At 73.8% G+C, this 25,177-nt stretch carries 18 protein-coding genes; 13 read left to right on the top strand and 5 right to left on the bottom strand.

Translation table 11 applies throughout. The features are described from left to right. Nucleotides 1–25 precede the first annotated feature (25 nt). From E1O70_RS05640 to E1O70_RS05620, 5 genes are all read left to right on the top strand, one after another. Nucleotides 26–2,029 (top strand): APC family permease, encoded by a 2,004-nt coding sequence (locus tag E1O70_RS05640; protein ID WP_034652378.1) that lies wholly within the window; start codon nucleotides 26–28, stop codon nucleotides 2,027–2,029. 265 nt (nucleotides 2,030–2,294) lie between these two features. After that, entirely contained in the window at nucleotides 2,295–3,548 is a 1,254-nt protein-coding gene (locus E1O70_RS05635) for a class I SAM-dependent RNA methyltransferase (protein WP_061268241.1), read from the top strand. 78 nt (nucleotides 3,549–3,626) lie between these two features. Then, nucleotides 3,627–3,860, top strand: coding sequence for a hypothetical protein (locus E1O70_RS05630; protein WP_061268204.1), 234 nt, complete (start codon nucleotides 3,627–3,629; stop codon nucleotides 3,858–3,860). Nucleotides 3,861–4,070: 210 nt separating this feature from the next. Further along, entirely contained in the window at nucleotides 4,071–6,890 is a 2,820-nt protein-coding gene (locus tag E1O70_RS05625; RefSeq protein ID WP_061268203.1) for an aconitate hydratase, read from the top strand. 109 nt (nucleotides 6,891–6,999) lie between these two features. Beyond that, complete coding sequence (locus E1O70_RS05620) at nucleotides 7,000–7,884, top strand: arginase family protein (protein ID WP_061268202.1); 885 nt, start codon at nucleotides 7,000–7,002, stop codon at nucleotides 7,882–7,884. A 34-nt stretch (nucleotides 7,885–7,918) separates the two neighbouring features. Here the strand turns inward: E1O70_RS05620 and E1O70_RS05615 are convergent, their stop codons facing one another. Together E1O70_RS05615 and E1O70_RS05610 are read right to left on the bottom strand one after the other, a co-directional pair. Continuing rightward, entirely contained in the window at nucleotides 7,919–8,626 is a 708-nt protein-coding gene (locus tag E1O70_RS05615) for an NUDIX hydrolase (protein ID WP_061268201.1), read from the bottom strand. After that, on the bottom strand, nucleotides 8,623–10,074 hold the full coding sequence (locus tag E1O70_RS05610) for a GuaB1 family IMP dehydrogenase-related protein (protein ID WP_061268200.1): 1,452 nt from the start codon (nucleotides 10,072–10,074) through the stop codon (nucleotides 8,623–8,625). Before E1O70_RS05610 ends, E1O70_RS05615 begins: the two co-directional genes overlap by 4 nt. 203 nt (nucleotides 10,075–10,277) lie before the next feature. On the opposite strand from E1O70_RS05610, the gene dxs reads away from it, so the two are divergent. Further along, a complete protein-coding gene (dxs, locus tag E1O70_RS05605) occupies nucleotides 10,278–12,200 on the top strand; it encodes a 1-deoxy-D-xylulose-5-phosphate synthase (RefSeq protein ID WP_061268199.1) in 1,923 nt (640 codons plus the stop codon). Between the two features lie 90 nt (nucleotides 12,201–12,290). On the opposite strand, the gene E1O70_RS05600 is transcribed toward dxs, so the two are convergent. Continuing rightward, the gene (locus tag E1O70_RS05600; RefSeq protein ID WP_061268198.1) at nucleotides 12,291–13,388 is read right to left on the bottom strand and encodes a carboxylate-amine ligase; all 1,098 of its coding nucleotides are present in this window, start codon (nucleotides 13,386–13,388) and stop codon (nucleotides 12,291–12,293) included. Between the two features lie 378 nt (nucleotides 13,389–13,766). Here E1O70_RS05600 and pflB point away from each other — a divergent pair, with 378 nt between their 5' ends. From pflB to E1O70_RS05565, 7 genes are all read left to right on the top strand, one after another. Next, on the top strand, nucleotides 13,767–16,082 hold the full coding sequence (gene pflB, locus E1O70_RS05595) for a formate C-acetyltransferase (protein WP_061268197.1): 2,316 nt from the start codon (nucleotides 13,767–13,769) through the stop codon (nucleotides 16,080–16,082). A gap of 20 nt (nucleotides 16,083–16,102) precedes the next feature. Further along, complete coding sequence (gene pflA / locus E1O70_RS05590) at nucleotides 16,103–17,095, top strand: pyruvate formate-lyase-activating protein (protein ID WP_082774565.1); 993 nt, start codon at nucleotides 16,103–16,105, stop codon at nucleotides 17,093–17,095. Nucleotides 17,096–17,227: 132 nt separating this feature from the next. Continuing rightward, nucleotides 17,228–17,854 carry a GrpB family protein gene (locus E1O70_RS05585; RefSeq protein WP_082774564.1) on the top strand — a complete coding sequence of 209 codons (627 nt, stop codon included), beginning with the start codon at nucleotides 17,228–17,230 and terminating at the stop codon, nucleotides 17,852–17,854. A gap of 60 nt (nucleotides 17,855–17,914) precedes the next feature. After that, nucleotides 17,915–18,112 (top strand): CopG family transcriptional regulator, encoded by a 198-nt coding sequence (locus E1O70_RS05580; protein WP_108047630.1) that lies wholly within the window; start codon nucleotides 17,915–17,917, stop codon nucleotides 18,110–18,112. Nucleotides 18,113–18,114: 2 nt separating this feature from the next. Then, nucleotides 18,115–18,501 (top strand): type II toxin-antitoxin system death-on-curing family toxin, encoded by a 387-nt coding sequence (locus tag E1O70_RS05575; RefSeq protein ID WP_061268196.1) that lies wholly within the window; start codon nucleotides 18,115–18,117, stop codon nucleotides 18,499–18,501. Then, entirely contained in the window at nucleotides 18,498–20,780 is a 2,283-nt protein-coding gene (locus E1O70_RS05570) for a DEAD/DEAH box helicase (protein WP_082774563.1), read from the top strand. The genes E1O70_RS05575 and E1O70_RS05570 overlap by 4 nt, the downstream gene beginning before the upstream one ends. A 60-nt stretch (nucleotides 20,781–20,840) precedes the next feature. Further along, nucleotides 20,841–21,596: a PIG-L deacetylase family protein gene (locus tag E1O70_RS05565; protein WP_061268195.1), complete on the top strand. Its 756-nt coding sequence runs from the start codon at nucleotides 20,841–20,843 to the stop codon at nucleotides 21,594–21,596. Between the two features lie 97 nt (nucleotides 21,597–21,693). Here the strand turns inward: E1O70_RS05565 and E1O70_RS05560 are convergent, their stop codons facing one another. Continuing rightward, entirely contained in the window at nucleotides 21,694–23,856 is a 2,163-nt protein-coding gene (locus tag E1O70_RS05560; protein ID WP_061268194.1) for a 3-hydroxyacyl-CoA dehydrogenase NAD-binding domain-containing protein, read from the bottom strand. A gap of 2 nt (nucleotides 23,857–23,858) precedes the next feature. After that, a complete protein-coding gene (locus E1O70_RS05555; RefSeq protein WP_051028501.1) occupies nucleotides 23,859–25,154 on the bottom strand; it encodes a thiolase family protein in 1,296 nt (431 codons plus the stop codon). Between the last annotated feature and the right edge of the window lie 23 nt (nucleotides 25,155–25,177).

Genomic DNA, 25,177 nt, shown 5'->3' with positions numbered 1-25,177 from the left:
GCCGTCGGGCATAGCATGTGGCCTCGTGTCGGAGATCGCTGATGCCGCGAAGCGGCTGCTGCTCGGACGGCCTGTCCGTTCCGAGCACCTGGGGCACACGCTGCTCCCCAAGCGCGTCGCGCTGCCCGTGTTCGCGTCCGACGCGCTCTCGTCCGTCGCGTACGCCCCGGACGAGATCCTCCTGACGCTCGCGCTCGCGGGCCTCAGCGCGACGATGATCTCGCCGTGGGTCGGTCTCGCGGTCGTGGTCGTGCTGCTCACGGTCGTCGCGTCGTACCGCCAGAACGTGCGGGCGTACCCGTCGGGCGGCGGCGACTACGAGGTCGCGACGGTCAACCTCGGCCCGACGGCGGGCGTCGGCGTCGCCTCGGCCCTCATGGTCGACTACGTGCTCACGGTCGCGGTCTCGATCTCCTCGGGCGCGCAGTACGCCGCGAGCGCGATCCCCGCGCTGCGCGACCACGAGGCGGCGTTCGCGATCGGGCTCGTCGTGCTGCTCACGCTCGTCAACCTGCGCGGGGTGAAGGAGTCGGGCACCTTCTTCGCGATCCCCGTCTACCTGTTCATGCTCGCGATCGGCACGACGGCGGTCGTCGGCTTCTTCCAGTACGTCACCGGCAACCTCGGCCCGGCGGAGAGCGCGGAGTTCGAGCTCACGGCGGAGAGCGGGTTCGACCAGGGGCTCATGGGCATCGCGGGCGCGTTCCTCGTGGCGCGCGCGTTCGCGTCCGGGTGCGCCGCCCTCACGGGCGTCGAGGCCATCAGCAACGGCGTGCCCGCGTTCCGCAAGCCCAAGTCGCGCAACGCGGCCACGACGCTCGCCCTGCTGGGCGGCATCTCGGCGGCGATGATGCTCTCCATCCTCTTCCTCGCCCGGGCGACGGGCGTGCACTACGCGGAGGACCCGCACGCGCAGCTCTCGCTCAACGGCGAGCCGCTCCCGGTCGACTACGTGCAGCACCCCGTGATCGGGCAGCTCGCGGAGACGGTGTTCAGCGGCGCCCCGATCCTGTTCTACGTCGTGTCGGCCGTGACGGGGCTCATCCTCGTGCTCGCGGCCAACACCGCGTTCAACGGGTTCCCGGTGCTCGGCTCGATCCTCGCCAAGGACGGCTACCTCCCGCGCCAGCTCCACACGCGCGGCGACCGCCTCGCGTTCTCGAACGGGATCATCACGCTCGCGGTCGCGGCGATCGTGCTCATCTGGGCCTTCGACGCCGAGGTGACGCGCCTGATCCAGCTCTACATCGTGGGCGTGTTCGTGTCCTTCACGCTGTCCCAGCTGGGCATGGTGCGGCACTGGACCCGCGCGCTGCGCACCGAGCACCAGCCGCGCGAGCGGTCCCGCATGCGCCGCTCGCGCGTCGTGAACACCGTGGGTCTCGGCATGACCGGCACGGTGCTCGTCATCGTGCTCCTCACGAAGTTCACCCACGGCGCGTGGATCGCGATCCTCGCCATGGCGATCGTCTTCGTGCTCATGAAGTCGATCCGCAAGCACTACGACACCGTGCGCGACGAGCTCGCGCTCGGCGACGACGCCGCGGCCGCCCGCGCGCTGCCGAGCCGCGTGCACGCGATCGTGCTCGTCTCGAAGATCCACCGCCCGACGATGCGGGCGCTCGCGTACGCGCGGGCGTCACGGCCGTCGGTGCTCGAGGCCGTCACCGTCGGCGTCGACGCCGAGGACGTCGAGGACCTCATGCGGCAGTGGGAGGCTCTCGACCTCCCGGTACCGCTGCGCGTGCTGGACTCCCCGTTCCGCGAGATCACGCGCCCCGTGCTGTCGTACGTGCGGTCGGTCCGCCGCGAGTCCCCGCGCGACCTGGTGGTCGTCTACATCCCGGAGTACGTCGTCGGGCACTGGTGGGAGCAGCTCCTGCACAACCAGAGCGCGCTGCGCCTCAAGGGCCGGCTCCTCTTCACACCGGGCGTCGTCGTGGCGTCGGTGCCGTGGCAGCTCTCGTCGACGGAGGGGCAGACCGGGCTCGAGGGCGAGGGCTTCCGCCAGCGCTTCACCGGGTACTGATCGCGCCGACGTGACTCCCGAGGAGGCCCGGTCCCGACGTCGGGGCCGGGCCTTCGCGCGTCCGCGGCGGGGGGCCGGCGGCAGCCCGGGGGAGAGTGCGGGGGGAGCGCGCGGGAGAGTCCGGGATACTGGGGGCATGCCGTCCTCCTCGCGTGGTCCTGCCGTGCCCTCCGACCGACCGTCCGACCCCGGCGCGGGTCGTCCCGAGCGCGCGCCCCGCCGGTCCGGCCGCCGACCCGGCCGGCAGACCCGGCAGTCGCCGCGCGTGCTCCCTCGACCTGAGGTCGAGGTCGAGCTCGAGGTCGGCCCGGTGGCGCACGGCGGTCACTGCGTGGCACGGCACGAGGGCCGGGTCGTCTTCGTGCGGCACGCCCTGCCGGGCGAGCGCGTGCGCGCCCGCGTCACCGAGGGCGGCGACGCGGCGAAGTTCTGGCGCGCCGACGCGATCGAGGTCCTCGAGGCGTCGCCCGACCGCGTGACGTCCGCGTGGCCCGAGGCGGGACCGGGCGGCGTGGGCGGCGGGGAGCTCGCGCACGTCGCCCTCGGCGCGCAGCGGCGGTGGAAGCGCGACGTCCTGGCCGAGCAGCTGCGCCGCCTCGCGCACGTGGACCTGGACGATCTTCACCCTCAGGTAGAGGTCGAGGGTCTGCCGGGGGACGACGAGCGCGGCGGCCTCGCCTACCGCACGCGCGTGGACCTCGTGGCCGACGGCGGCGGCCGCGCCGGGATGCACCGCTTCCGCTCGCACACCGTCGTCCCGCTCGACGCGATGCCGCTCGCGAGCGAGGACGTCGCCGACCTCGCGGCCCACGAGAAGGTCTTCACCCGCTCGTGGCGCCCGGGCACCCGGATCGAGCTCGTCGCGCCCGTCGGGTCCGCGCCGGTCCTGCTCGTCGACGGCGAGCCCTGGCGCGCGGGGTCGCCCGACCACCGGCCCAACGCGCGGCGCAGCGTCACCGAGCGCGTGGTGCTCGGCGACCGCGAGCACACGTACCGGGTCGCCGCGGACGGGTTCTGGCAGGTCCACCGCGAGGCGCCCGCCGCCCTGACGCGCGCGGTGCTCGACGGCGTCGGCGACGTCGACGGCGCGCGCGTGCTCGACCTCTACTCGGGGGCCGGGCTGTTCACGTCGCCGCTCGCGGCCGCCGTCGGGGACGCGGGCACCGTGCTCGCGGTCGAGGGCGACGAGCGGGCCGTGCGCGACGCCCGGCGCAACGCGCACGGGCTCGACCGGGTCGAGCTGCGGCACGGGCCGGTCGAGCAGGTGCTCGCCCAGGACGGGAGCGGCGCGGACGTCGTCGTGCTCGACCCGCCCCGCGTCGGTGCCGGGCGCGCCGTCGTCGAGGCCGTCGCGGGCCGCGAGCCGTCGCGCGTCGTCTACGTCGCGTGCGACCCGGCCGCGCTCGCGCGCGACGTGTCGTACCTCGCGGAGCACGGCTACGGGCTCACGTCGCTGCGCGCGTTCGACCTCTTCCCCATGACCCACCACCTGGAGGCGGTGGCGGTCCTCACGCGCTGACCGCGAGGCGGCGCGGGCGCGCCGCCACGGGCGCATGATGAGGGGGAGACCCCTACGAGCACGGACGGTGAGGCGCGCATGACGAGCACGGCGGCGACGGGGACCCGGGCGGACGTCCGGGCGGCGAGCCAGGACGGGCCCGGCGGCGAGCCGGACGACGTCCGGGACGTCGTCGGCGTGGGCGTCCTGATGCCGAACGGGCGGCTCGCGGGCCGGAGCTTCGCGTCGCGCGCCGAGGCGGAGGCGTGGGCGCGGCCCGAGGAGGGGGAGCAGGTCGTCGAGCTCAACGTCCTGTGCGACTGCGACCTCTGAGCCGTCGCCTACCCCATATATCTTGACGTCAAGATATATGGGGTATGCTGGTCGCGGTGCAGGTCGCAGCGGGTCGTGGACGAGCCGCCGACCACCGCCCCGCCCGTCCTCCGGGACGTGGCCGGAGCGGCGCACCGGCCCGGCGTAGTCTGGGCGAAGCCCCCTGAACCATGGCATCCGTGCCACCGTCTCGCCACGAAGGAGCTACGAGTGAGCAGCGTCGACACGTTCGGGTCGAAGGGAACGCTGGAGGTCGGTGAGAACTCGTACGAGATCTTCCGCCTCTCCGCCGTCGAGGGTGTCGAGCGCCTCCCGTACAGCCTGAAGATCCTCGCCGAGAACCTCCTGCGCACGGAGGACGGCGCCAACATCACCGCGGACCACGTCCGCGCGCTCGCGTCCTGGGACCCGGACGCGCAGCCGGACACCGAGATCCAGTTCACGCCGGCGCGCGTGATCATGCAGGACTTCACCGGTGTGCCGTGCGTCGTGGACCTCGCGACGATGCGCGAGGCCGTCGCGGAGCTCGGCGGCGACCCGTCGCGCATCAACCCGCTGGCGCCGGCCGAGATGGTCATCGACCACTCGGTCCAGATCGACGTCGCGGGCCGCTCGGACGCGTTCGAGCGCAACGTCGAGTTCGAGTACCAGCGCAACCACGAGCGCTACCAGTTCCTGCGCTGGGGCCAGACGGCCTTCGACGACTTCAAGGTCGTCCCCCCGGGCACCGGCATCGTGCACCAGGTCAACATCGAGTACCTCGCGCGCACCGTCATGACCCGTGAGGTCGGCGGCGTGCTCCGCGCCTACCCGGACACGTGCGTCGGCACCGACTCGCACACGACGATGGTCAACGGCCTCGGCGTGCTCGGCTGGGGCGTCGGCGGCATCGAGGCCGAGGCGGCCATGCTCGGCCAGCCCGTCTCGATGCTCATCCCGCGCGTCGTGGGCTTCAAGCTCAACGGCTCCATCCCGGCGGGCGTGACCGCGACGGACGTCGTGCTCACCATCACGCAGATGCTGCGCCAGCACGGCGTCGTCGGGAAGTTCGTCGAGTTCTACGGCGAGGGCGTGGCCCAGGTGCCGCTCGCGAACCGCGCGACCATCGGCAACATGAGCCCCGAGTTCGGTTCGACGGCCGCGATCTTCCCGATCGACGGCGTGACGATCGACTACCTGCGCCTCACGGGCCGCAGCGACGAGCAGCTCGCGCTCGTCGAGGCGTACGCCAAGGAGCAGGGACTGTGGCTCGACCCGGAGTCCGACGGCTACGTCGAGCCGGTGTTCTCGGAGTACCTCGAGCTCGACCTCTCGACGGTCGTCCCGTCGATCGCCGGACCGAAGCGCCCGCAGGACCGCATCGAGCTCGGCGAGGCGAAGGAGTCGTTCGCCTCCGCGATCCTCGACTACGTCGACGCCCAGGAGGCGGCGCCGTTCACGGGTCTCGACGAGTCCGTCGAGGAGACGTTCCCGGCGTCCGACCCGATCGCCGCCGCCGCGCACGACGACCCGTCCGACCAGCCGGTCGCGCCGGGCCACGCCGACAGCGCGAAGCGCCCGCACAAGGTCGTCCCGGTCACGCTCGAGGACGGCACGACGACCGAGCTCGACCATGGGCACGTCGTCATCGCGTCGATCACGTCGTGCACCAACACGTCGAACCCGTCGGTCATGCTCGCGGCGGCCCTGCTCGCGAAGAAGGCGGTCGACCGCGGTCTCGCGTCGAAGCCGTGGGTCAAGACGTCCATGGCGCCCGGCTCGCAGGTCGTGACGAACTACTACGAGAAGGCCGGCCTGTGGCCGTACCTCGAGAAGCTCGGCTTCCACCTGGTCGGCTACGGCTGCGCCACGTGCATCGGCAACTCGGGTCCGCTCGCCGACGAGATCTCGGCGACGGTCAACGAGCACGACCTCTCGGTCGTCTCGGTCCTCTCGGGCAACCGCAACTTCGAGGGCCGCATCAACCCCGACGTGAAGATGAACTACCTCGCGTCGCCGCCTCTCGTCATCGCCTACGCGCTGGCCGGCACGATGGACTTCGACTTCGACGGCGAGCCCCTGGGCACCGACCCGCACGGCGAGCCGATCTTCCTCCAGGACATCTGGCCCTCCCCGGAGGAGGTCCAGGCGACGATCGACGCGTCGATCGACCGCGACATGTTCACGAAGGACTACGCGGACGTCTTCACGGGTGACGACCGCTGGCGCGCGCTCGAGACGCCCGAGGGCGACACGTTCGCGTGGGACACCGAGTCGACCTACGTGCGCAAGCCCCCGTACTTCGACGGCATGGGCATGGAGCCGTCGCCCGTCACGGACATCTCCGGCGCGCGCGTGCTCGCGAAGCTCGGCGACTCGGTGACGACCGACCACATCAGCCCCGCCGGTGCCATCAAGGTGGACTCGCCGGCCGGCAAGTACCTCGCGGAGCACGGCGTCGCGCGCCGCGACTTCAACTCCTACGGCTCGCGCCGCGGGAACCACGAGGTCATGATCCGCGGCACGTTCGCGAACATCCGCCTGCGCAACCAGCTTCTCGACAACGTCGAGGGCGGCTACACCTTCAACTTCGTGAAGGACGCGCAGGACACGATCTACGACGCCGCGCAGGACTACGCCGCGCAGGGCACCCCGCTCGTCATCCTCGGCGGCAAGGAGTACGGCTCCGGCTCGTCGCGCGACTGGGCGGCCAAGGGCACCGCGCTCCTGGGCGTCAAGGCCGTCATCACGGAGAGCTTCGAGCGCATCCACCGCTCGAACCTCATCGGCATGGGTGTCCTCCCGCTGCAGTTCCCGGCGGGCGAGAACGCCGAGTCGCTCGGCCTCGCGGGCACGGAGACCTTCGACATCGAGGGCATCACCGCGCTCAACGACGGCACCACGCCGTCGACGGTCAAGGTCACCGCCACGAAGCCCGACGGCACGAGCGTCGAGTTCGACGCCGTCGTGCGCATCGACACCCCGGGCGAGGCGGACTACTACCGCAACGGCGGCATCCTGCAGTACGTGCTGCGCTCGCTCGTCGCCTGACACGCACGCGCGTCCCGACGGCGCGTCCACCCCGGCCGGGGTGGGCGCGCCGTCGCGTTTTCCACCAGGCCCTGCGCGGGTGTCGGGAGTCCGGCGTAGCGTCGGTCGCATGACACAGCGGTCGTGGTCGGTCCTGGGCGTCCCGTCGAGCGCGGCCGCCCACGGCCCCGGTCTCGAGAAGGCGCCGTCGGCGCTGCGCGCGGCCGGTCTCGTGGACGCGCTGCGGGGGCGCGGGCTCGCGGTCGTCGACCAGGGCGACGTCGAGATGGCCCGCTGGCGCGCGCGCCACGAGCCCGGGCGCCTGAACGACGTCGAGCGCGTCGCCGCGGGCGTCGGTCGCGTCCGCGAGGCGGTGGGGCGCGAGCTCCGAGCGGGTCGTGTGCCGCTCGTGCTCGGCGGCGAGTGCACCGTGACGCTCGGTATCGTCGCCGCGGTGGTGGACGTGCACGACGACTGCGGGCTGGTCTACGTCGACGGCGGGCAGGACCTCTTCACGGTCGCGTCGCACCCCGAGGAGCCCATCGCCGACGCGACGGGCGTCGCCCACCTCCTCGACCTCCCGGGCGCGAGCCCGGAGCTGAGCGCCGTCGGGGCGCGGCGACCGCTCCTGGACGCGCGACGGCTCGCGTTCCTCGGCTTCTCCGACGCCGAGGAGGACGAGGACGGCCGCGTCGCCGCGACCCGGGTCCCCGCCGCCGAGGTCTCCGCAGGTCCCGAGGCGGCGGCCCGTCGTGCCGTGGACGGCGTGGGCGGCGGGCCGTTCGTGCTCCACGTGGACGTGGACGTCCTCGACTTCTTCGCGCTGCCCGCGGCCGACGTGCCCGTCTTCGGGCGCGGGCTCGTCCCCGCCGAGCTGGAGCGCGTCGTGCGCGAGGTCGTCTCCGACCCGGACCTCGTCGCGGTCACGCTGGTCGAGTTCAACCCGGACCACGGCGGGTCGGCGACGGCCCGCGCGCTGGTCGACCTGCTCGCCCGCGCGCTCGCGCCCGGCTGACGCGGGGTGCGGCCACCGAGGGGCGGGCGGGCCGTCAGAGCGGGGCGTCGAGCGTGCGCGTCCGGTCCCACGGCTCGGTCCAGCCGAGCCGGTCGAACAGCGCGTCGAGGATGCCGCCGGTGAAGCCCCAGACGAGGTGCTCGCGCCCGTCGGCCTCCACGAGGAAGCCGGGGCTCTTGTGCACCCGGCGGTCACGGCGGACCGTCACCGTGCGGCGCCGGCCGGGGTCGAGGAGGTCGGCCACGGGGACCCGGAACACGTGGGCCGACTCGGCGGCGTCGACGGCGCGGACCGGGGTGGGCCGGGCCCACCACCCGAGCACGGGCGTGACGACGTGGTTGCTCACCGGCACGGGCAGCCGGCCGAGCGTGCCGAGCACCTCGACGCCGCCCGGGTCGAGTCCGGTCTCCTCCTCGGCCTCGCGCAGCGCGCCGCCCACCGGGCCGTCGTCGTCGGGCTCGAGCCGGCCGCCCGGGAACGCGACCTGGCCCGGGTGGTGGCCGAGCGTCGTCGCGCGCGCGAGCAGGAGCACGTCGAGGTCGGCGGGGACGGCCGCGCCCGGGTGCTCCGCGGGCACCCCGTCGAGGACGCCGAAGAGCAGCAGCACGGCGGCGTCGCGCGCGTCCGGGCGCAGCGTGCCGACGGCGTGGCGCCACGGCTCGGGCCAGGCGCCGCCGTCCCGGGCGAGCGTCGCGAGCTGCGCGCGCGCCGACGCGCGCGCTGCCTCGGGCGGGGTCGTCACCAGCTCACCGGGAGCGGGCGGCCCTCCTCGTAGCCCGCCGCCGACTGCACGCCCACGACGGCGCGGTCCGCGAACTCGGCGAGGCTCGACGCCCCGGCGTAGGTCGCGGAGCTGCGCAGCCCGGACGTGATCTGGTCGAGCAGGTCCTCGACGCCGGGCCGCTGCGGGTCGAGGAACATGCGGCTCGAGCTGATGCCCTCCTCGTACAGCGCCTTGCGCGCGCGGTCGAACGGCGAGCCGCCCGCGGTACGGGCGGCGACGGCGCGCGCCGACGCCATGCCGAAGCTCTCCTTGTAGAGGCGGCCCGTGCCGTCGTCGTGCAGGTCGCCCGGCGACTCGTAGGTGCCCGCGAACCACGAGCCGATCATCACCTGCGAGGCGCCCGCGGCGAGCGCGAGGGCGACGTCGCGCGGGTGGCGTACGCCGCCGTCGGCCCAGACGTGCTTGCCGAGCTCGCGCGCCGCGGCGGCGCACTCCAGCACCGCGGAGAACTGCGGGCGGCCGACGGCCGTCATCATGCGCGTGGTGCACATGGCCCCCGGCCCGACGCCCACCTTGACGATGTTCGCGCCCGCGGCGACGAGGTCGCGCACGCCGTCGGCCGTGACGACGTTGCCCGCCACGACGGGGACGTCCGGGCCCACCGAGCGCACGGCGTCGAGCGCCTGGAGCATCTTGGCCTGGTGGCCGTGCGCCGTGTCCACGACGAGCACGTCCACCCCGGCCGCGAGGAGCTCCTTCGCCTTCGCCGCGACGTCGCCGTTGATCCCGACGGCAGCGCCGACGCGCAGGCGCCCGGCGTCGTCCAGCGCGGGCGCGTAGACCGACGAGCGCAGCGCGCCCTTGCGCGTGAGGACGCCGACGAGCGCACCGTCGCGCGTCACGGGCGCGACCTTGAGGCGCGCGGTGTGGAGCTGCTCGTAGGCCGCCTCGAGCCCGGCACGACCGCCGTCGAGCACGGAGGCGTCGAGGACGAGGGGGTGGTCGGTCATCACCTGGTGGACCTGGGTGAAGCGGTCGACGTCGGCGCAGTCGGCCTCCGTGACCACGCCGACCGGGCGCCCGCCGTCCACGACGACCGCGGCGCCGTGCGCGCGCTTGCCGATGAGCGTGAGGGCGGTGTGGACGGTGTCGTGCGGGCCGACGACGACGGGCGTCTCGATGACGGGGTCCTTGGACTTCACGTCCGCGACGACGTCCGCCACGACGTCGGTCGGCACGTCCTGCGGGATGATCGCGATCCCGCCGCGGCGCGACACGGTCTCCGCCATGCGGCGCCCCGCGACGGCCGTCATGTTGGCGACGACGACGGGGATCGTCGTTCCCGTCCCGTCGGCGGAGGAGAGGTCGACGTCGAAGCGCGACGTGACCTCGGAGCGCGACGGGACGAGGAAGACGTCGCCGTAGGTGAGGTCGGTCGCGGGGGACTGTCCGGGCAGGAAGCGCATGGCTCCATCCTACGAGGTCGCACCCCACCGTTGTCCGCAGTGCGGAAGGAGAGTTCCACGGACGCCGCGTCCGTGCGTCCGGGGCGCGAGTGTGCGTCAATGACGTGAAGGTCCCGTCGCCCGGCGCACCGCGGCGCAGGTCATCGGCCCGGACGGCCTAGAGTTGTCGGGCTGGTCGCACGGGAACGGAACGGAGCATCTGCATGAGCCTGCTTGGCACGATCACCTCGCCCGAGGACGTGCAACGGCTGACCCCGGGGCAGGCGCGCGAGCTCGCCGCGGAGATCCGGGCGTTCCTCGTCGACTCCGTCTCCCGCACGGGCGGCCACCTCGGCCCGAACCTCGGCGTCGTGGAGCTGACCATCGCGATGCACCGCGTGTTCTCGTCGCCCACGGACACCTTCGTGTTCGACACGGGCCACCAGTCCTACGTGCACAAGCTCCTCACGGGGCGCCAGGACTTCTCCGCGCTGCGCAAGCAGGGCGGGCTGTCCGGGTACCCGTCGCGCGCCGAGTCCGAGCACGACGTCGTCGAGAACTCGCACGCGTCCACCGCGCTCTCGTGGGGCGACGGCATCGCGAAGGCGAACGTCGTGCGCGGCCTCACCGACCGGCACGTCGTCGCGGTCATCGGCGACGGCGCGCTCACCGGCGGCATGGCCTGGGAGGCGCTCAACAACATCGCGGAGAGCCAGGACCGGCGGCTCGTGGTCGTCGTCAACGACAACGGGCGCTCGTACTCGCCCACGATCGGCGGCCTCGCGCACCACCTGTCGACGCTGCGCACCACGCACGGCTACGAGAGCTTCCTGCAGTGGGGCAAGCGCACCCTCAACCGGTCCGGCGCGCCCGGGCGGTTCGCGTACGAGTGGCTGCACGGCCTGAAGAAGGGCCTCAAGGACGTCGTCGCACCCCAGGGCATGTTCGAGGACCTCGGCATCAAGTACGTCGGGCCTGTCGACGGCCACGACGTGGAGGCCATGGAGCACGCGCTGCGCCGCGCGAAGGCGTACGGCGCGCCCGTGATCGTGCACGCGCTCACCGAGAAGGGCCGCGGCTACACGCCCGCCGAGCAGGACGTCGCCGACCGCTTCCACGCCGTGGGCAAGATCCACCCGGAGACCGGGCTCCCGGTCGCACCGTCGCGCTTCGGCTGGACGAGCGTCTTCGCCGACGAGATCGTCCAGATCGGGCGACGACGCTCCGACGTCGTCGCGATCACCGCGGCGATGCTCGAGCCGGTCGGTCTCAAGCCGTTCTCGCAGGCGTTCCCCGAGCGCACGTTCGACGTCGGGATCGCGGAGCAGCACGCGGCGACGTCGGCGGCCGGGATGGCGTTCGCCGGGCTGCACCCCGTGGTCGCGGTGTATGCGACGTTCCTCAACCGCGCGTTCGACCAGGTGCTCATGGACGTCGCGCTGCACAAGGCCGGCGTCACGTTCGTGCTCGACCGCGCGGGCATCACGGGCGACGACGGCGCGAGCCACAACGGCATGTGGGACATGGCGATGCTGCGCATCGTGCCAGGCCTGCGCCTGGCAGCGCCGCGCGACGAGGAGACGTTGCGGGCCGCGCTGCGCGAGGCCGTGGACGTCGACGACGCCCCGACGGTCGTGCGCTACCCGAAGGGCGCGCTCTCGGACGCGCTGCCCGCGGTCGAGTCCGTCGACGGCGTGGACCTGCTCGCGGTGCCCGCGGGCGCGGGCGCCGAGGCCGCCCCCGCTGCGGCGGCTCCGGGTGGTCCGCGCCGCGTCCTGCTCGTCGGCCTGGGCTCGATGGCCCGCGTCGCGCTCGACGCCGGGGAGTCGCTCACCGCGCACGGCGTCGACGTCACGGTGGCGTCGCCCACGTGGGTGCTCCCGCTGCCGAGCGCGCTCGTCAAGCTCGCCGGGGAGCACGACCTCGTCGTCACGGTGGAGGACGGCGTCGTGGACGGCGGCGTCGGTGCGCTGCTGGCCCAGCGGGCGCTGGAGTCGGGCGTGCGCACGCCCGTGCACCCGATCGGTCTCCCGGCGCAGTTCCTCGACCACGCCACGCGCGACCAGGTCGTGTCGGCGTACCGCCTCACCGGAGCAGACGTCGCGCGCGACGTGCTGGACGCGCTCGCGGCGCTCGCGCGCGGCTGACGACCCCCGCCGCGCTCCCGGCTCCCGGGCGCACGGCCCCGGACACGCGGACGGCCCGCGGCGCACCTGCGCCGCGGGCCGTCGCGTCGGTCAGGAGTGGGTGACCTCGACCGCGTGCTCGACGACGGCGCGCAGGTCGCCGCCGGACGCCGCGTGCCACGCGCGCTGCCGGGCGGCGCCGTTGCCCCCGGACCACAGGCGGCCGAGCAGCTCGGTCACCGCGTCCAGGTCGCCGGCGTCGACGAGCGCGTCGCGCACGTGCGCGACGAGCTGGCCGACGACGTCGTGCGCGGGGGCCGGGCGCCACGTGAGGGGCGAGACGAGGTCCTCCTCGAGGCCCGAGCGGCCGGCGCGCCAGGACGCGGTGCGCAGGATCTCGGGCCGCAGCTCGGGTGCGGGCGTGCCGTCGGCGGACTCGCGGGCCGCCGTCTCGACGAGGCCGCGGGCGAGCGCCGCGAGCAGCGTCGCGGTGTCCGGGTCGAGGCACACGTCCGCGACGCGGATCTCGACCGTGGGGTAGCGCGACGACAGGCGGGCGTCGAAGTAGACCATGTTCTCGTCGAGGATCGTGCCGGTCGCCACGAGGCCGTCGACCGCCGCGCGGTACGCCTCGGGCGAGCCGAACGCGCGCGTCGGGCCCGAGGTGGGCCAGCGCGACCAGACCTGCGACCGGAAGCTCGCGTACCCGCTGTCCTGGCCCTGCCAGAAGGGCGAGTTCGTGCTCAGCGCGAGGAGCGTCGCGAGCCACGGCCCGATCCGGTCGAGCACGGCGACGCCCTCGGTGTCGTCCGCGACGGCGACGTGCACGTGGCAGCCGCTCGTCAGCTGCTCGCGCGCGGTGAGGCCGAACGCGGCGCGCGCCTCGAGGTAGCGCAGGCGCGACACGGTCGTGCCCTCGAACGGCAGGGGAGACGTCGAGAGCGCGGCGACCCGGGCCCCGACGCGGTCCGCGGCCTCCTGGGCACGGCGCCGGCCGTCGCGGATCTCGGTCGCGAGCTCGTCGATCTCGCGGCGCGGGTGCGTCGCCGTCTCGAGCTGCTCCTCCATGAACTCCGACTCCAGCGAGCCGGTGCCCCCGCCCTTGTCGTCGCTGCCGGAGGCCTCGAGGGCCTCGGCCGCGCGGGCGACGGGCTGCCCGTCGTCGCCGACGAGCAGGAACTCTTCCTCGACCCCTACGGTGCGTTTCACCCGGGCAGTCTCACACGGATGCGCGCGGCACGTCCGGCGAGCGTGTGACGGGCGCCCGTGTCGTGCGTCACGACGGCGGTGCGGGGTCCCCAGGGTGAGGGCCGGAGGGCTTGTGAAGGTCATCACAAGACCTCCTCGGCAGGGGTGTTGCGGGGGCGAGGAACCGCGGAATCTCGCCGTTTCTGCCGGGTCCCGCCCGCCTCGGGACCTAGGTCCCCAGGCGGTCCCGAACGCCTCCGCGGCGGGCTCCGGGAACCTAGCCTGGAGGTGGCGAAGGAGCCCGTCGGAACCTCGGCCGAGGGCCCCACCCGGGACCTCGCGAGGCCGGCGGGTCCGGCCGGCGCGCGGACCCGCGCGTCAGGCACGAGGGAGGTCCAGATGACCAGCGTTTCCGAGGCAACCGGCACGACGAGCGGCGGCCGCGCGACGGGGGCGGGCGCCGTCGACCCGCAGCGCGACACCGCGCACGTCCCTGCGTGGGAGGGCTTCACCGACGGCCCGTGGCGCGACACGGTCGACGTGCGCGACTTCATCCAGCGCAACTACCGCCCGTACACGGGCGACGCGTCGTTCCTCGCCGGCCCCACGGAACGCACGACGGGCATCTGGAGCACGCTGTCCGCCATGTTCCCGGAGGAGCGGGAGATGGGGATCTACGACGTGGACACCCGCACGCCCGCCGGCATCACGGCGCACGCGCCGGGCTACATCGACAAGGCGCACGAGGTGATCGTCGGTCTGCAGACCGACGCCCCGCTCAAGCGCGCGATCATGCCGAACGGCGGCTGGCGCATGGTCGAGGGCGCGCTGGAGACGTACGGCTACGAGGTCGACGAGACCCTGCGGAAGGTCTTCACCGAGTACCGCAAGACGCACAACCAGGGCGTGTTCGACGTCTACCCGCCGAACGTGCGCGCGGCCCGCAGCTCGCACATCATCACGGGCCTGCCCGACGCCTACGGCCGCGGCCGGATCATCGGCGACTACCGCCGCGTCGCGCTCTACGGCGTCGACGCGCTGATCGCCGCGAAGAAGCTCGACAAGCTCGGTCTCGACACGCAGCCCTTCAGCGAGAAGGTCGTGCGCGAGCGCGAGGAGCACGCGGAGCAGATCCGCGCGCTGGGCGAGCTCAAGGAGATGGCGGCCTCGTACGGCTACGACATCTCCGGCCCGGCGACGACGGCCCGCGAGGCCGTGCAGTGGCTCTACTTCGCCTACCTCGCCGCGGTGAAGGAGCAGAACGGCGCCGCGATGTCGCTCGGCCGCACGTCGACGTTCCTCGACGTGTTCATCGACCGCGACCTCGAGGCCGGCCGCATCACGGAGTCCGAGGCGCAGGAGATCATCGACGACTTCGTCATCAAGCTCCGCATCGTGCGGTTCCTGCGCACACCCGAGTACGACGCCCTGTTCTCCGGCGACCCGACGTGGGTCACCGAGACGATCGGCGGCATGGGCGAGGACGGGCGCCCGCTCGTCACGAAGAACTCGTTCCGGTTCCTCCAGACGCTCTACAACCTCGGCCCGGCCCCGGAGCCGAACATGACCGTCTTCTGGAGCCCGGAGCTGCCGCAGGGCTTCAAGGACTACTGCGCGCAGGTCTCGATCGACACCTCGGCCGTGCAGTACGAGTCGGACGAGCTCATCCGCCAGCACTGGGGCGACGACGCGGCGATCGCGTGCTGCGTGTCCCCGATGCGGGTCGGCAAGCAGATGCAGTTCTTCGGCGCTCGCGTGAACCTCGCCAAGACGCTGCTCTACGCGATCAACGGCGGCCGCGACGAGATCTCCGGCAAGCAGGTCTCGCCCGTGGCGGCGCCCGTCGAGGGCGACGTGCTCGACTTCGACGACGTCATGGCGAAGTTCGACGCGACGATGGACTGGCTGGCCGCGACGTACGTCGAGGCGCTCAACTGCATCCACTGGTCGCACGACAAGTACGCGTACGAGCGCATCGAGATGGCGCTGCACGACAAGGACGTGCTGCGGACCATGGCGTGCGGCATCGCGGGCCTGTCCGTCGCGGCGGACTCGCTGTCGGCGATCAAGCACGCGAAGGTCTCCGTCGTCCGCGACGAGCGCGGCCTCGTCGTCGACTACGTCACCGAGGGCGAGTACCCGACGTTCGGCAACGACGACGACCGGGCCGACGCGATCGCCGTCGACCTCGTCGAGCGGTTCATGGCGAAGGTCCGCACGCACCCGACGTACCGTGACGCGGTGCCCACGCAGTCGGTCCTGACGATCACGTCGAACGTCGTGTACGGGAAGGCGACGGGCAACACGCCTGACGGCCGCCGCGCCGGCGAGCCGTTCGCCCCGGGTGCCAACCCGATGAACGGGCGCGACACGCACGGCATGCTCGCCTCGGCGCTGTCGGTGGCCAAGCTGCCGTACGACGAGGCGCAGGACGGCATCTCGCTGACCAACACGGTCGTGCCGAGCGGCCTCGGGCGCACCAAGGAGGAGCAGGTCACCAACCTCGCCGGCCTCCTGGACGCCTACATCGGGTCCGAGGGGTACCACATGAACGTCAACGTGCTGAACCGCGAGACGCTCCTGGACGCCATGGACCACCCGGAGAACTACCCGCAGCTGACGATCCGCGTGTCCGGGTACGCGGTGAACTTCGTCCGCCTGACGCGCGAGCAGCAGCTGGACGTGCTCTCGCGCACCTTCCACGGCGCGCTCTGACGAGCGCTGAGGAGCCAGCCATGACCGTCACCCTTCCCGGCCCCGCCGTCCGCCCGTCGCGCGGGTGCGGCGTCGCCGGGGGCACCCTGCCCGACGACGCCACGCGCCTCGACGTCCCGGGCGTCCCGACCTCCGCGGCCGAGCCCGCGGCGTCGGGCACGCCCGTGGGCCACGCGCGCCGGGCCGGCGCGGGCCTGGACGGGCTGACGGTCGCGGACGTGGACCGGGCCGACAAGCTCGCGGCGATGCGCGCGGGCGAGCTCGGCTCGGTCCACTCCTGGGAGCTCGTCACCGCCGTGGACGGGCCGGGGACCCGGCTCACCGTGTTCCTCAACGGGTGCCCGCTGCGGTGCCTGTACTGCCACAACCCCGACACGTTCGCGATGAAGGACGGCAGGCCCGTCACGGCGGACGAGCTCCTCGGGCGCGTCCGGCGCTACCTGCCCGTCTTCCGGGCCACCCACGGAGGGCTCACGCTCTCGGGGGGCGAGGTGCTCATGCAGCCCGCGTTCGCGGCGCGCGTCCTGCGCGGTGCCAAGGCGATGGGCGTGCACACCGCGCTCGACACGTCCGGCTTCCTCGGCGCGAACGCGACCGACGCGATGCTCGACGACACCGACCTCGTGCTGCTCGACGTGAAGTCCGGCGACCCGGAGACCTACACGAAGGTCACGAGCCGCGACCTCGAGCCGACCCTGCGGTTCGGGCGACGGATCGCCGAGCGCGGGCTCACCGGCCACGCGCCCGAGGTCTGGGTGCGCTTCGTGCTCGTCCCGGGCCTCACCGACGACCCGGACAACGTCGAGAAGGTCGCCGCGTACGCGGCGTCGCTCAACGCGATCCGGCCCGGCACGGTGACGCGCGTCGAGGTGCTGCCCTTCCACCAGATGGGCCGTGACAAGTGGGACGCGCTCGGGCGCACCTACGAGCTCGACGACACGCCCGCGCCGTCGGCCGAGCTCACCGAGCGCGTGCGCGGCCAGTTCCGCGCCCACGGCCTGACGACGTACTGACCCGACCCGCCGACGAGCGCCCGCTCGCCGAGACGTGAGAAGTGGCCCCGGACCGCCGTGCTCCAGGGGCCACTTCTCCCGTCTCGGCGGGTGTGCGCTCCCCGGGGCGGGGTCAGGTCGTAGGGTGCGCGGGTGCCTGCAGCGACCGTCGACGCCCACGACGACCCTCGATGGACCGACGCCGGGAGGCGGTGGACGGAACGCGTCGCCGCCGCGCTCGCCGACCTCGCGAGCCCCGACGGCACGAGCCCGGTCGTGGTCGAGCACATCGGGTCGACGGCGGTCCCCGGGCTCGCGGCGAAGCCGATCATCGACCTCCAGGTGCGCGTCGCGCCGCTGCCCTCCGAGGCGGAGCTCGACGCCGCGCTCGGGCCGCTCGGGTTCTCGATCGAGCGCGGCGCGCGCCCGGACTCGCCCGGCGTGTACCGGGACGTCCCGCGTCCGGGCGCCGACGCCGCCCCCGAGCTCTACGCCAAGCGACTGCTCACCCGCCCCGGCGACGAGGACGAGCCGCCCGTGATCCTGCACGTCCGGCGCCTCGACTCGCCGTTCGCGGCGTACGTCGTCGCGTTCCGCGACTGGCTGCGCGCCGTCCCCGCCGAGGCCGCGGCGTACGAGGCGACGAAGCGCGACCTCGCCGCGCGCCACGCGGTCGCCGACGACTACGACGACTACACGCGCGACAAGACGGCGTTCCTCGACGCGGCGCAGTCACGGATGGAGCGCTGGCTCGCCGAGCGCGCGAACGGTCCTGCCTGATCCCTGCACGGTGCCGCCCGAGCACTGATACCGTGGTGGTACCAAACGAGAGGAGCCCACGTGGCTATGACCTTGCGGCTCGACGACGACGCGCAGGCGGCGCTGGAGCGTATCGCCCGCCGCGAGGGCGTCTCCGCGAACACAGCCGTCGCACGCGCCGTCGTGGAGTACGACGCGAAGCGGCGCGAGATGCGTGACCGGCTGCTCGCCGACATCGTGGCGGAGGACCAGGAGCTGCTCGACCGGCTCGCGCAGTAGCCGTGGTCGTGTACCTCGACGAGGACGACCTCGTCGCCGCCGCCACGGCGTTCCTCGGGCACCCGCCCGCCGTCCGCGACTTCGGGCTCCTGTCGTCCGCACTGGCGCGTCCGGCCGCGTCGATGTACGGCGTCGAGGCCTACCCCGCCCTCGACGAGAAGGCAGCGGCGCTGCTTCTCTCCGTCACGAAGAACCACGCGCTGATCGACGGGAACAAGCGACTGGGCTGGGTCGCGGTCAGACTCTTCTACGCGCTCAACGGGGTGCGGCTCGTCATGCCGCAGGACACCGCGTACGCCCTCGTCGTCGGTGTCGCAGCCGGCGAGATCGACGACGTCGAGACCGTGGCGCGGAGGCTCGCGGAGCACGTCGTGCGCCGCGAGTCGTGACCGCCGCGAGCGGCGCGCTGCCCGACGTCGCCACCGCTCGGGCGGTCGTCGCGGACGCGGACGCCCTCGCCGCGCTGCTCGCGACCCTCTCCGCCGCGCCCGGGACGGCCCGCGAGCAGGTGCGCGCCGCGTTCGGCGACAGCCGCGAGGAGAAGGTCCTGGCGCGCCTCGACGCCGTCGACGTCGCGTCGCTGCGCGACGTCACGCGCGAGCGCCTGCGGCTCGGGGCGCTCGCGGACGCGGGCGTGCGGACGGTCGGCGAGGTCGCGCGGCTCGGGCGCGACGGGCTGGAGAAGCTCCCCGAGATCGGCCCCCAGACGGCGACGCACCTGCTCGCCGCCGCCGAGCAGGTGGCGCGCGCCGTGCGCGAGAGCCTGCGCTTCCGGATCGACCTCACGCCGACGGACCCGGTCGCGACCGCGCTCGTCCAGGCGCTCCACACGCTCGACCAGGCCGACGCCGCCGTCGCGCGCTACGGCGACCAGGTGCGAGCCGCGCTCGCGGAGCACGAGCGCGTGCGCGCCGACGCGCTGGTCGCCGCGAGCGCGGCGCGCCGCCTGCTCGCGTGGGGCGAGCGGCGGCGTCGGGCCTCCGCGGCGGTCACGGTGCTCGCCGCGGTCGTCGAGCGAGCTCATGCGTCGGGGCTCGCCGAGGAGGCGCGGCGCGTCGTCGGGCTGCTCGCCGAGCCCGCGCGCCCGTACGACGTCTGGGAGGACTTCCGCCGCCGGTCCGCGGCGTACTACGCGCTGCTCGACGGCGTCGCCCCCACGGGCCGCGACGTCGCCGCCGCGGCCGGGCACCTGCCTGCCGAGCTGGTCGACCGCGTGCAGACGCAGGCGCTCGACGAGTCGTTGCTGACGGTCTCGCTGCGCGGGTACCAGGCGTTCGGGGCCCGCTTCGCGCTCGCCCAGCGCCGCGTCGTCCTGGGCGACGAGATGGGCCTGGGCAAGACGGTGCAGGCCGTCGCCGTCGTCGCGCACCTGGTCGCCCGCGGTGCGACCCACGCGCTCGTCGTGTGCCCGGCGAGCGTGCTGGAGAACTGGGTGCGCGAGCTGCGCGCGCACGCGAGCCTCCCGGTGCACGCCGTCCACGGCGAGGACCGGGAGGAGGCGGCCGCGGCGTGGCGCGCTGCGGGCGGTGTCGCCGTCGTGACCTTCGCGGGCCTGCGGCGCACGGGGACCGAGGCGTTCGCCGCGGCGGCGCCGGCGGTGCTCGTCGTGGACGAGGCGCACTACGTGAAGAACCCGCTCGCGAAGCGGTCCGTGGCCGTCGCGGCCCTCGCGCGGACGACCGAGCACGTGCTCCTGCTCACCGGCACGCCCATGGAGAACCGGGTCGAGGAGTTCCGCACCCTGCTGGGCTACCTCCAGCCCGAGCTCGCGGCACGGCTGGACGCCGCGCACGGCGCCGCCGGCCCCGACGCGTTCCGGCACGCCGTCGCGCCCGCCTACCTGCGCCGCAACGCCGAGGACGTGCTCGAGGAGCTGCCCGAGCTCGTGCAGGTCGACGAGTGGGAGCGGCTCGGCACGGTCGACGGCGCCGCGTACCGGGAGGCGGTCGCGGCGGGGTCGTTCATGGCCATGCGGCGGGCGGCGTTCGCCGTCGAGCACCCCGAGGACTCGGCGAAGCTGCGCCGGCTCGTCGAGATCGCGCGCGAGGCGGCCGAGAACGGGCGCAAGGTCGTGGTGTTCTCGTATTTCCGGGACGTCGTGGACGTGGTCGTGCGCGCGCTCGGCGACCTCGCCCTCCCGCCCCTCACCGGCTCCGTGCCCGCCCGCACGCGCCAGACGATCGTCGACGACTTCACCGCGGCCGAGGACCCGCGCGTGCTCGTCAGCCAGATCGACGTTGGGGGAGTGGGTCTCAACCTCCAGGCGGCGTCCGTCGTGGTCCTGTGCGAGCCGCAGACCAAGCCGACGACCGAGGCGCAGGCCGTCGCGCGCGCCCACCGCATGGGGCAGGTCGAGACCGTCCAGGTGCACCGCCTGCTCACCGTCGACAGCGTCGACGAGCACCTCGTGCGCCTTCTCGGCACCAAGGCCCGGCTGTTCGACGCCTATGCGCGCCGCAGCGCGCTCGCCGAGGAGGTCGCGGGCGCGGTCGACGTGTCCGAGGCGTCGCTCGCGCGCGCGGTGGTCGACGCCGAGCGCGCCCGCCTGTTCGTCGACCCGGCCGTGACGTCGGTCGAGGACGCGCCCGTCGGGGGAGCGCCCGCCGACGGGGTCCCTCCCGCCGTGGCGCTCGGTCACGCGACCGAGGACGCGACCGCCGAGCACTGACGGGGCCCGGGCCTGCGCCGTCGTCGCGCTCGGCGCCGGGACGCGGCATAGCGTGGCGTCATGACCGAGACCGACACCGTGCCCCCGCTCACCCCGCTGCGAGAGGACTGGTCGACGGCGCTCGCGGTCGTCGCGCACCCGGACGACATGGAGTTCGGCGCGGCCGCCGCCGTCGCGCGGTGGACCGCGCAGGGCAAGCGGGTCGTGTACTGCATGGTCACGAGCGGCGAGGCGGGGATCGACGGCATGGACCCGGACGAGGCGCGCCGCGTGCGGGAGGCGGAGGAGGTCGAGTCGGCACGGATCGTCGGCGTCGACAAGGTCGAGTTCCTCGGGCTGCCCGACGGCGTCCTCGAGTACGGCCTGCCGCTGCGGCGCGCGATCGCGGGGGCGATCCGGCGCCACCGGCCCGACGTCGTGATCACCGGGAACTATCGCGAGACGTTCCCGGGCGGGATGCTCAACCAGGCGGACCACGTCGCGACGGGGCGGGCCGTCGTGGACGCCGTGCGCGACGCGGGGAACCGGTGGGTGTTCCGCGAGCAGGTCGAGTCGGACGGGACCGAGCCGTGGGGCGGCGTGCGCCAGGTGTGGGTCGCCGCGTCGCCCGACGCCCGGCACGGCGCGGACGTCAGCGCGACCTTCGACGCGGGCGTGGCGTCCCTGCGCGCGCACGCCGCCTACCTCGACGGCCTCGGCTGGGAGGACTTCGACCCGGCGGCGTTCCTCGCGTCGATGAGCGCCCCGACGGGCGAGCGGATGGGCGTGGAGCACGCCGTGGCGTTCGAGCTCCTGCTCATGAACGGAGAGGACTGACTCACCCCCTCTGGCAGCCGCCGAGCAGGCGGTCGTGGCTCGTCCTGTACTCGGGACGGGCCACAACCACCTGCTCGGCGGAGGAGGAGGGGTTTGGTCAGACGCGCGATGTCGCCGGGACGTTCGCGACGCCGTCGGGCAGGAAGCGGCGGCCCAGGACCTTCTCGCTGTAGCCCGTGCGGTCGAGGTACGGCGTGATGCCGCCCAGGTGGAAGCCCCACCCCGCGCCGAGGATCATGCACAGGTCGATCTGCGACGGGCTCGCGACCACGCCTTCGTCGAGCATGAGCCCGATCTCCTGCGTGAGCGCCGTGAGCACGGAGTCGAGGACGCCGGCCTCGTCCAGCGCCCCGTCGCCGCCCGCCTCGCCCGTGCCGAAGACCCGCTGGATCGCGGGGTCGACGGGCTTGGGCAGGCCCTTCGGCGCGTCGAGGACGACGGGGATCTGCTCGTCCACGATGCGCTGCAGGCCGGGGGACTCGGGGAACCGGTCGCCCAGGTCCTCGCGCAGCGACGTGAGGACGTGCAGGCCGACGGCCGGGCCGACGAGGTCGAACAGCGCGAACGGCGGCATCGGCAGGCCGAGCGGTGCGACGGCGCGGTCCGCGACCTCGACCGACGTGCCGTTCTCGACCGCCTCGACGATCTTGCCCATGAGCAGGATGAGCAGGCGGTTGACGACGAACCCGGGGCGGTCGGCGACGAGCACGGCCGTCTTGCGGAGCTTCTTCGTCATGGCGAACGCCGTCGCGAGGGCCGCGTCGTCGGTCTTCGCCGCCTGGATGATCTCGACGAGCGGCATCTGGGCGACGGGGTTGAAGAAGTGCATCCCGACGACGCGCTCGGGGTGCTGCAGGTCGGCCGCCATCTCGGTGATCGACAGCGCGGACGTGTTGGTCAGCAGCACGGCCTCGGGCGACAGGACGCCCTCGAGCTCGGCGAAGACCTTCTTCTTGAGCCCGAGGATCTCCGTGACCGCCTCGATGACGACGTCGCAGCCCGCGAAGTCGCCGAGCTCGGTCGTGCCGTGCACGGAGCCGACGATGCGCGCGCCGGTGTCCGTGGACATGCGGCCCGAGCGTACGAGCTTCTCGACGGTGGAGCGGACGTAGCCGAGGCCCTTGTCGACGCGCTCCTGGTCGAGGTCGCGCATGACGACCGGCACCTGGAGGCGCTGCGCGAACAGCAGCGCGATCTGCGCGGCCATGAGCCCAGCGCCCACGATCCCCACGCGGGTGACGGGGCGGGCGAGCTTCGCGTCCGGCGCGCCCTGGGGCCGCTTGCCCTTCGAGACGAGCTGGAACGCGTAGACGCTCGCGCGCATCTCGTCGCTCATGATGAGGTCCGCGAGGGCTTCGTCCTCGGCGGCGAACGCCTCCTCGCGCGACGCGGTGCGCGCGGCGGCGACGAGGTCGAGCGCGCGGTACGGGGCGGGGCGCGAGCCCGCGACCACGGCGTCGAGGCGCTGACGCGTCCCGGCGACGACGGCGTCCCACACGGGCTGCGGGTCGAGCTCGCGCCGCTCGACGACGATCTCGCCGCGCAGCACGGCCTCGGCCCAGCGCAGCGACGACTCGAGGAAGTCGGGCGCCTCGAAGAGCGCGTCGACGAGCCCGATCTCGTACGCCTCCTGCGCCTTGAACGGCTTGTTCGCGGCCGGGCGGGCGAGGATGACGTCCATCGCCTTCTCGACGCCGAGCAGGCGCGGCACGAGGTAGGCGCCGCCCCAGCCGGGGACCAGGCCCAGGCCGACCTCGGGCAGTGCGAGCGCGCCGGCGTCGGACGCGACGGTGCGGTACGTGCAGTTCAGCGCGACCTCGAGGCCGCCGCCGAGCGCGACGCCGTTGACGAACGCGAACGTCGGCACGCCCATGTCCTGGAGCAGCGTGTACGCGGCGTGGCCGGCGCGCCCGAGGGCGAGCGCGTCGTCGCGCACCTGGACGGCCGCGGCCTGCGTGAGGTCCGCGCCGGCGGCGAGGAAGTACGGCTTGCCCGTGATCGCGACGGCGACGATCTCGCCGTCCGCGGCCCGGCGCCGCAGCGTCTCGAGGGCCGCGTGCAGCTCCGCGAGGCCCTCTGGGCCGAGCGTCGTCGGCTTGGTGTGGTCGAGCCCGTTGTCGAGCGTGACGAGGGCGAGCGTGCCCGTCCCGCCGGGGAGCGCGACGTCGCGCACGAGCGAGTGCGTGACGCGCTCCCCGCGCGTGGCGTCCTTCGTCGCGTCCGCGGAGGTGGTGGGCGTGGTGTCGGTCGGTGCGCTCATCGTCAGTTCTCCGCGGTCTCGAAGGTGTGGCCGGAGTAGTCGGCGTGGTGCGGGTTCTCCCAGATGACGGTGCCGCCCATGCCGAGGCCGACGCACATGGTCGTCAGGCCGTAGCGCACCTCGGGGTGCTGCTCGAACTGGCGCGCGAGCTGCGTCATGAGGCGCACGCCCGACGACGCGAGCGGGTGGCCCATGGCGATGGCGCCGCCGTACTGGTTGACGCGCTCGTCGTCGTCCGCGATGCCGAAGTGGTCGAGGAACGCGAGCACCTGGACCGCGAACGCCTCGTTGATCTCGAACAGGCCGATGTCGTCGATCGTCAGGCCCGCGGACGCGAGCGCGCGCTCGGTCGCGGGGACCGGCCCGATGCCCATGACCTCCGGGTCGACGCCCGCGTACGCGTACGCGACGAGGCGCATGCGCGCCGGGAGCCCGAGCTCGTCGGCGACGTCGCCCGCGGCGAGCAGGCACGCCGTCGCGCCGTCGGTCAGCGGCGAGGCGTTGCCCGCGGTGACCTTCCCGCCGGGGCGGAACGGGGTCTTGAGGTCGCGGATCGAGTCGACCGTGGTGCCGGGGCGGGGGAGCTCGTCGGCCGTGGCCAGGCCCCACCCGAGCTCGGTCGACCGGGTCGCGACCGGCACGAGGTCGGGGGAGATGTCGCCGTTCGCGAGGGCCTTGGCGTACTTGGCCTGGCTCGCGACAGCGTACGCGTCGGCACGCTCCTTGGTGAGGTGCGGGTACCGGTCGTGCAGGTTCTCGGCCGTCGCGCCCATGACGAGCGCGGAGGAGTCGACGAGGCGCTCGGCGACGAACCGCGGGTTCGGGTCCGACCCCTCGCCCATGGGGTGGTGGCCCATGTGCTCGACGCCGCCCGCGACGACGACGTCCTGCGCGCCCACGGCGACGTTCGCCGCGGTGGTCGTGACCGCGGTCATCGCGCCCGCGCACATGCGGTCGATCGCGAAGCCGGGCACCGACTTGGGCAGCCCGGCCAGCACGGCGACGCTGCGGCCGAGGGTGAGGCCCTGGTCGCCGGTCTGCGTCGTCGCGGCGAGCGCGAGCTCGTCGATCCGCTCCACGGGCAGCTCGGGGCGGCGGCGCAGGAGCTCGCGGACCGTCTTCACGGCGAGGTCGTCCGCGCGGGTCTCGGCGTAGATCCCGTCGGGGCGTGCCTTGCCGAACGGGCTGCGGACGCCCTCGACGAAGACGACGTCGCGCACGGGGCGTCGGCGCGAGCGCTGGGTAGCCGCCTGGGTGGGTGCCGAGGTGGGAGAGGGGGCCTCGTTGGCCACGGTCATGGCATCTCCATCCGATGCAGATG

Source organism: Cellulosimicrobium funkei (genome assembly GCF_004519295.1).
Classification (GTDB): Bacteria; Actinomycetota; Actinomycetes; order Actinomycetales; family Cellulomonadaceae; genus Cellulosimicrobium; species Cellulosimicrobium funkei.
The sequence above is the reverse complement of the archived record's forward strand: the minus strand, read 5'-3'. Positions and strand labels throughout refer to the sequence as shown.

Bases quoted from the DNA above. Each gene is read 5' to 3' on its own strand.
- dxs (WP_061268199.1), top strand. From the start codon at position 10,278: ATGAGCCTGCTTGGCACGATCACCTCGCCCGAGGACGTGCAACGGCTG.
- E1O70_RS05630 (WP_061268204.1), top strand. From the start codon at position 3,627: ATGACGAGCACGGCGGCGACGGGGACCCGGGCGGACGTCCGGGCGGCG.
- pflA (WP_082774565.1), top strand. From the start codon at position 16,103: ATGACCGTCACCCTTCCCGGCCCCGCCGTCCGCCCGTCGCGCGGGTGC.
- E1O70_RS05610 (WP_061268200.1), bottom strand. From the start codon at position 10,074: ATGCGCTTCCTGCCCGGACAGTCCCCCGCGACCGACCTCACCTACGGC.
- E1O70_RS05555 (WP_051028501.1), bottom strand. From the start codon at position 25,154: ATGACCGTGGCCAACGAGGCCCCCTCTCCCACCTCGGCACCCACCCAG.
- pflB (WP_061268197.1), top strand. From the start codon at position 13,767: ATGACCAGCGTTTCCGAGGCAACCGGCACGACGAGCGGCGGCCGCGCG.
- E1O70_RS05620 (WP_061268202.1), top strand. From the start codon at position 7,000: ATGACACAGCGGTCGTGGTCGGTCCTGGGCGTCCCGTCGAGCGCGGCC.
- E1O70_RS05565 (WP_061268195.1), top strand. From the start codon at position 20,841: ATGACCGAGACCGACACCGTGCCCCCGCTCACCCCGCTGCGAGAGGAC.
- E1O70_RS05560 (WP_061268194.1), bottom strand. From the start codon at position 23,856: ATGAGCGCACCGACCGACACCACGCCCACCACCTCCGCGGACGCGACG.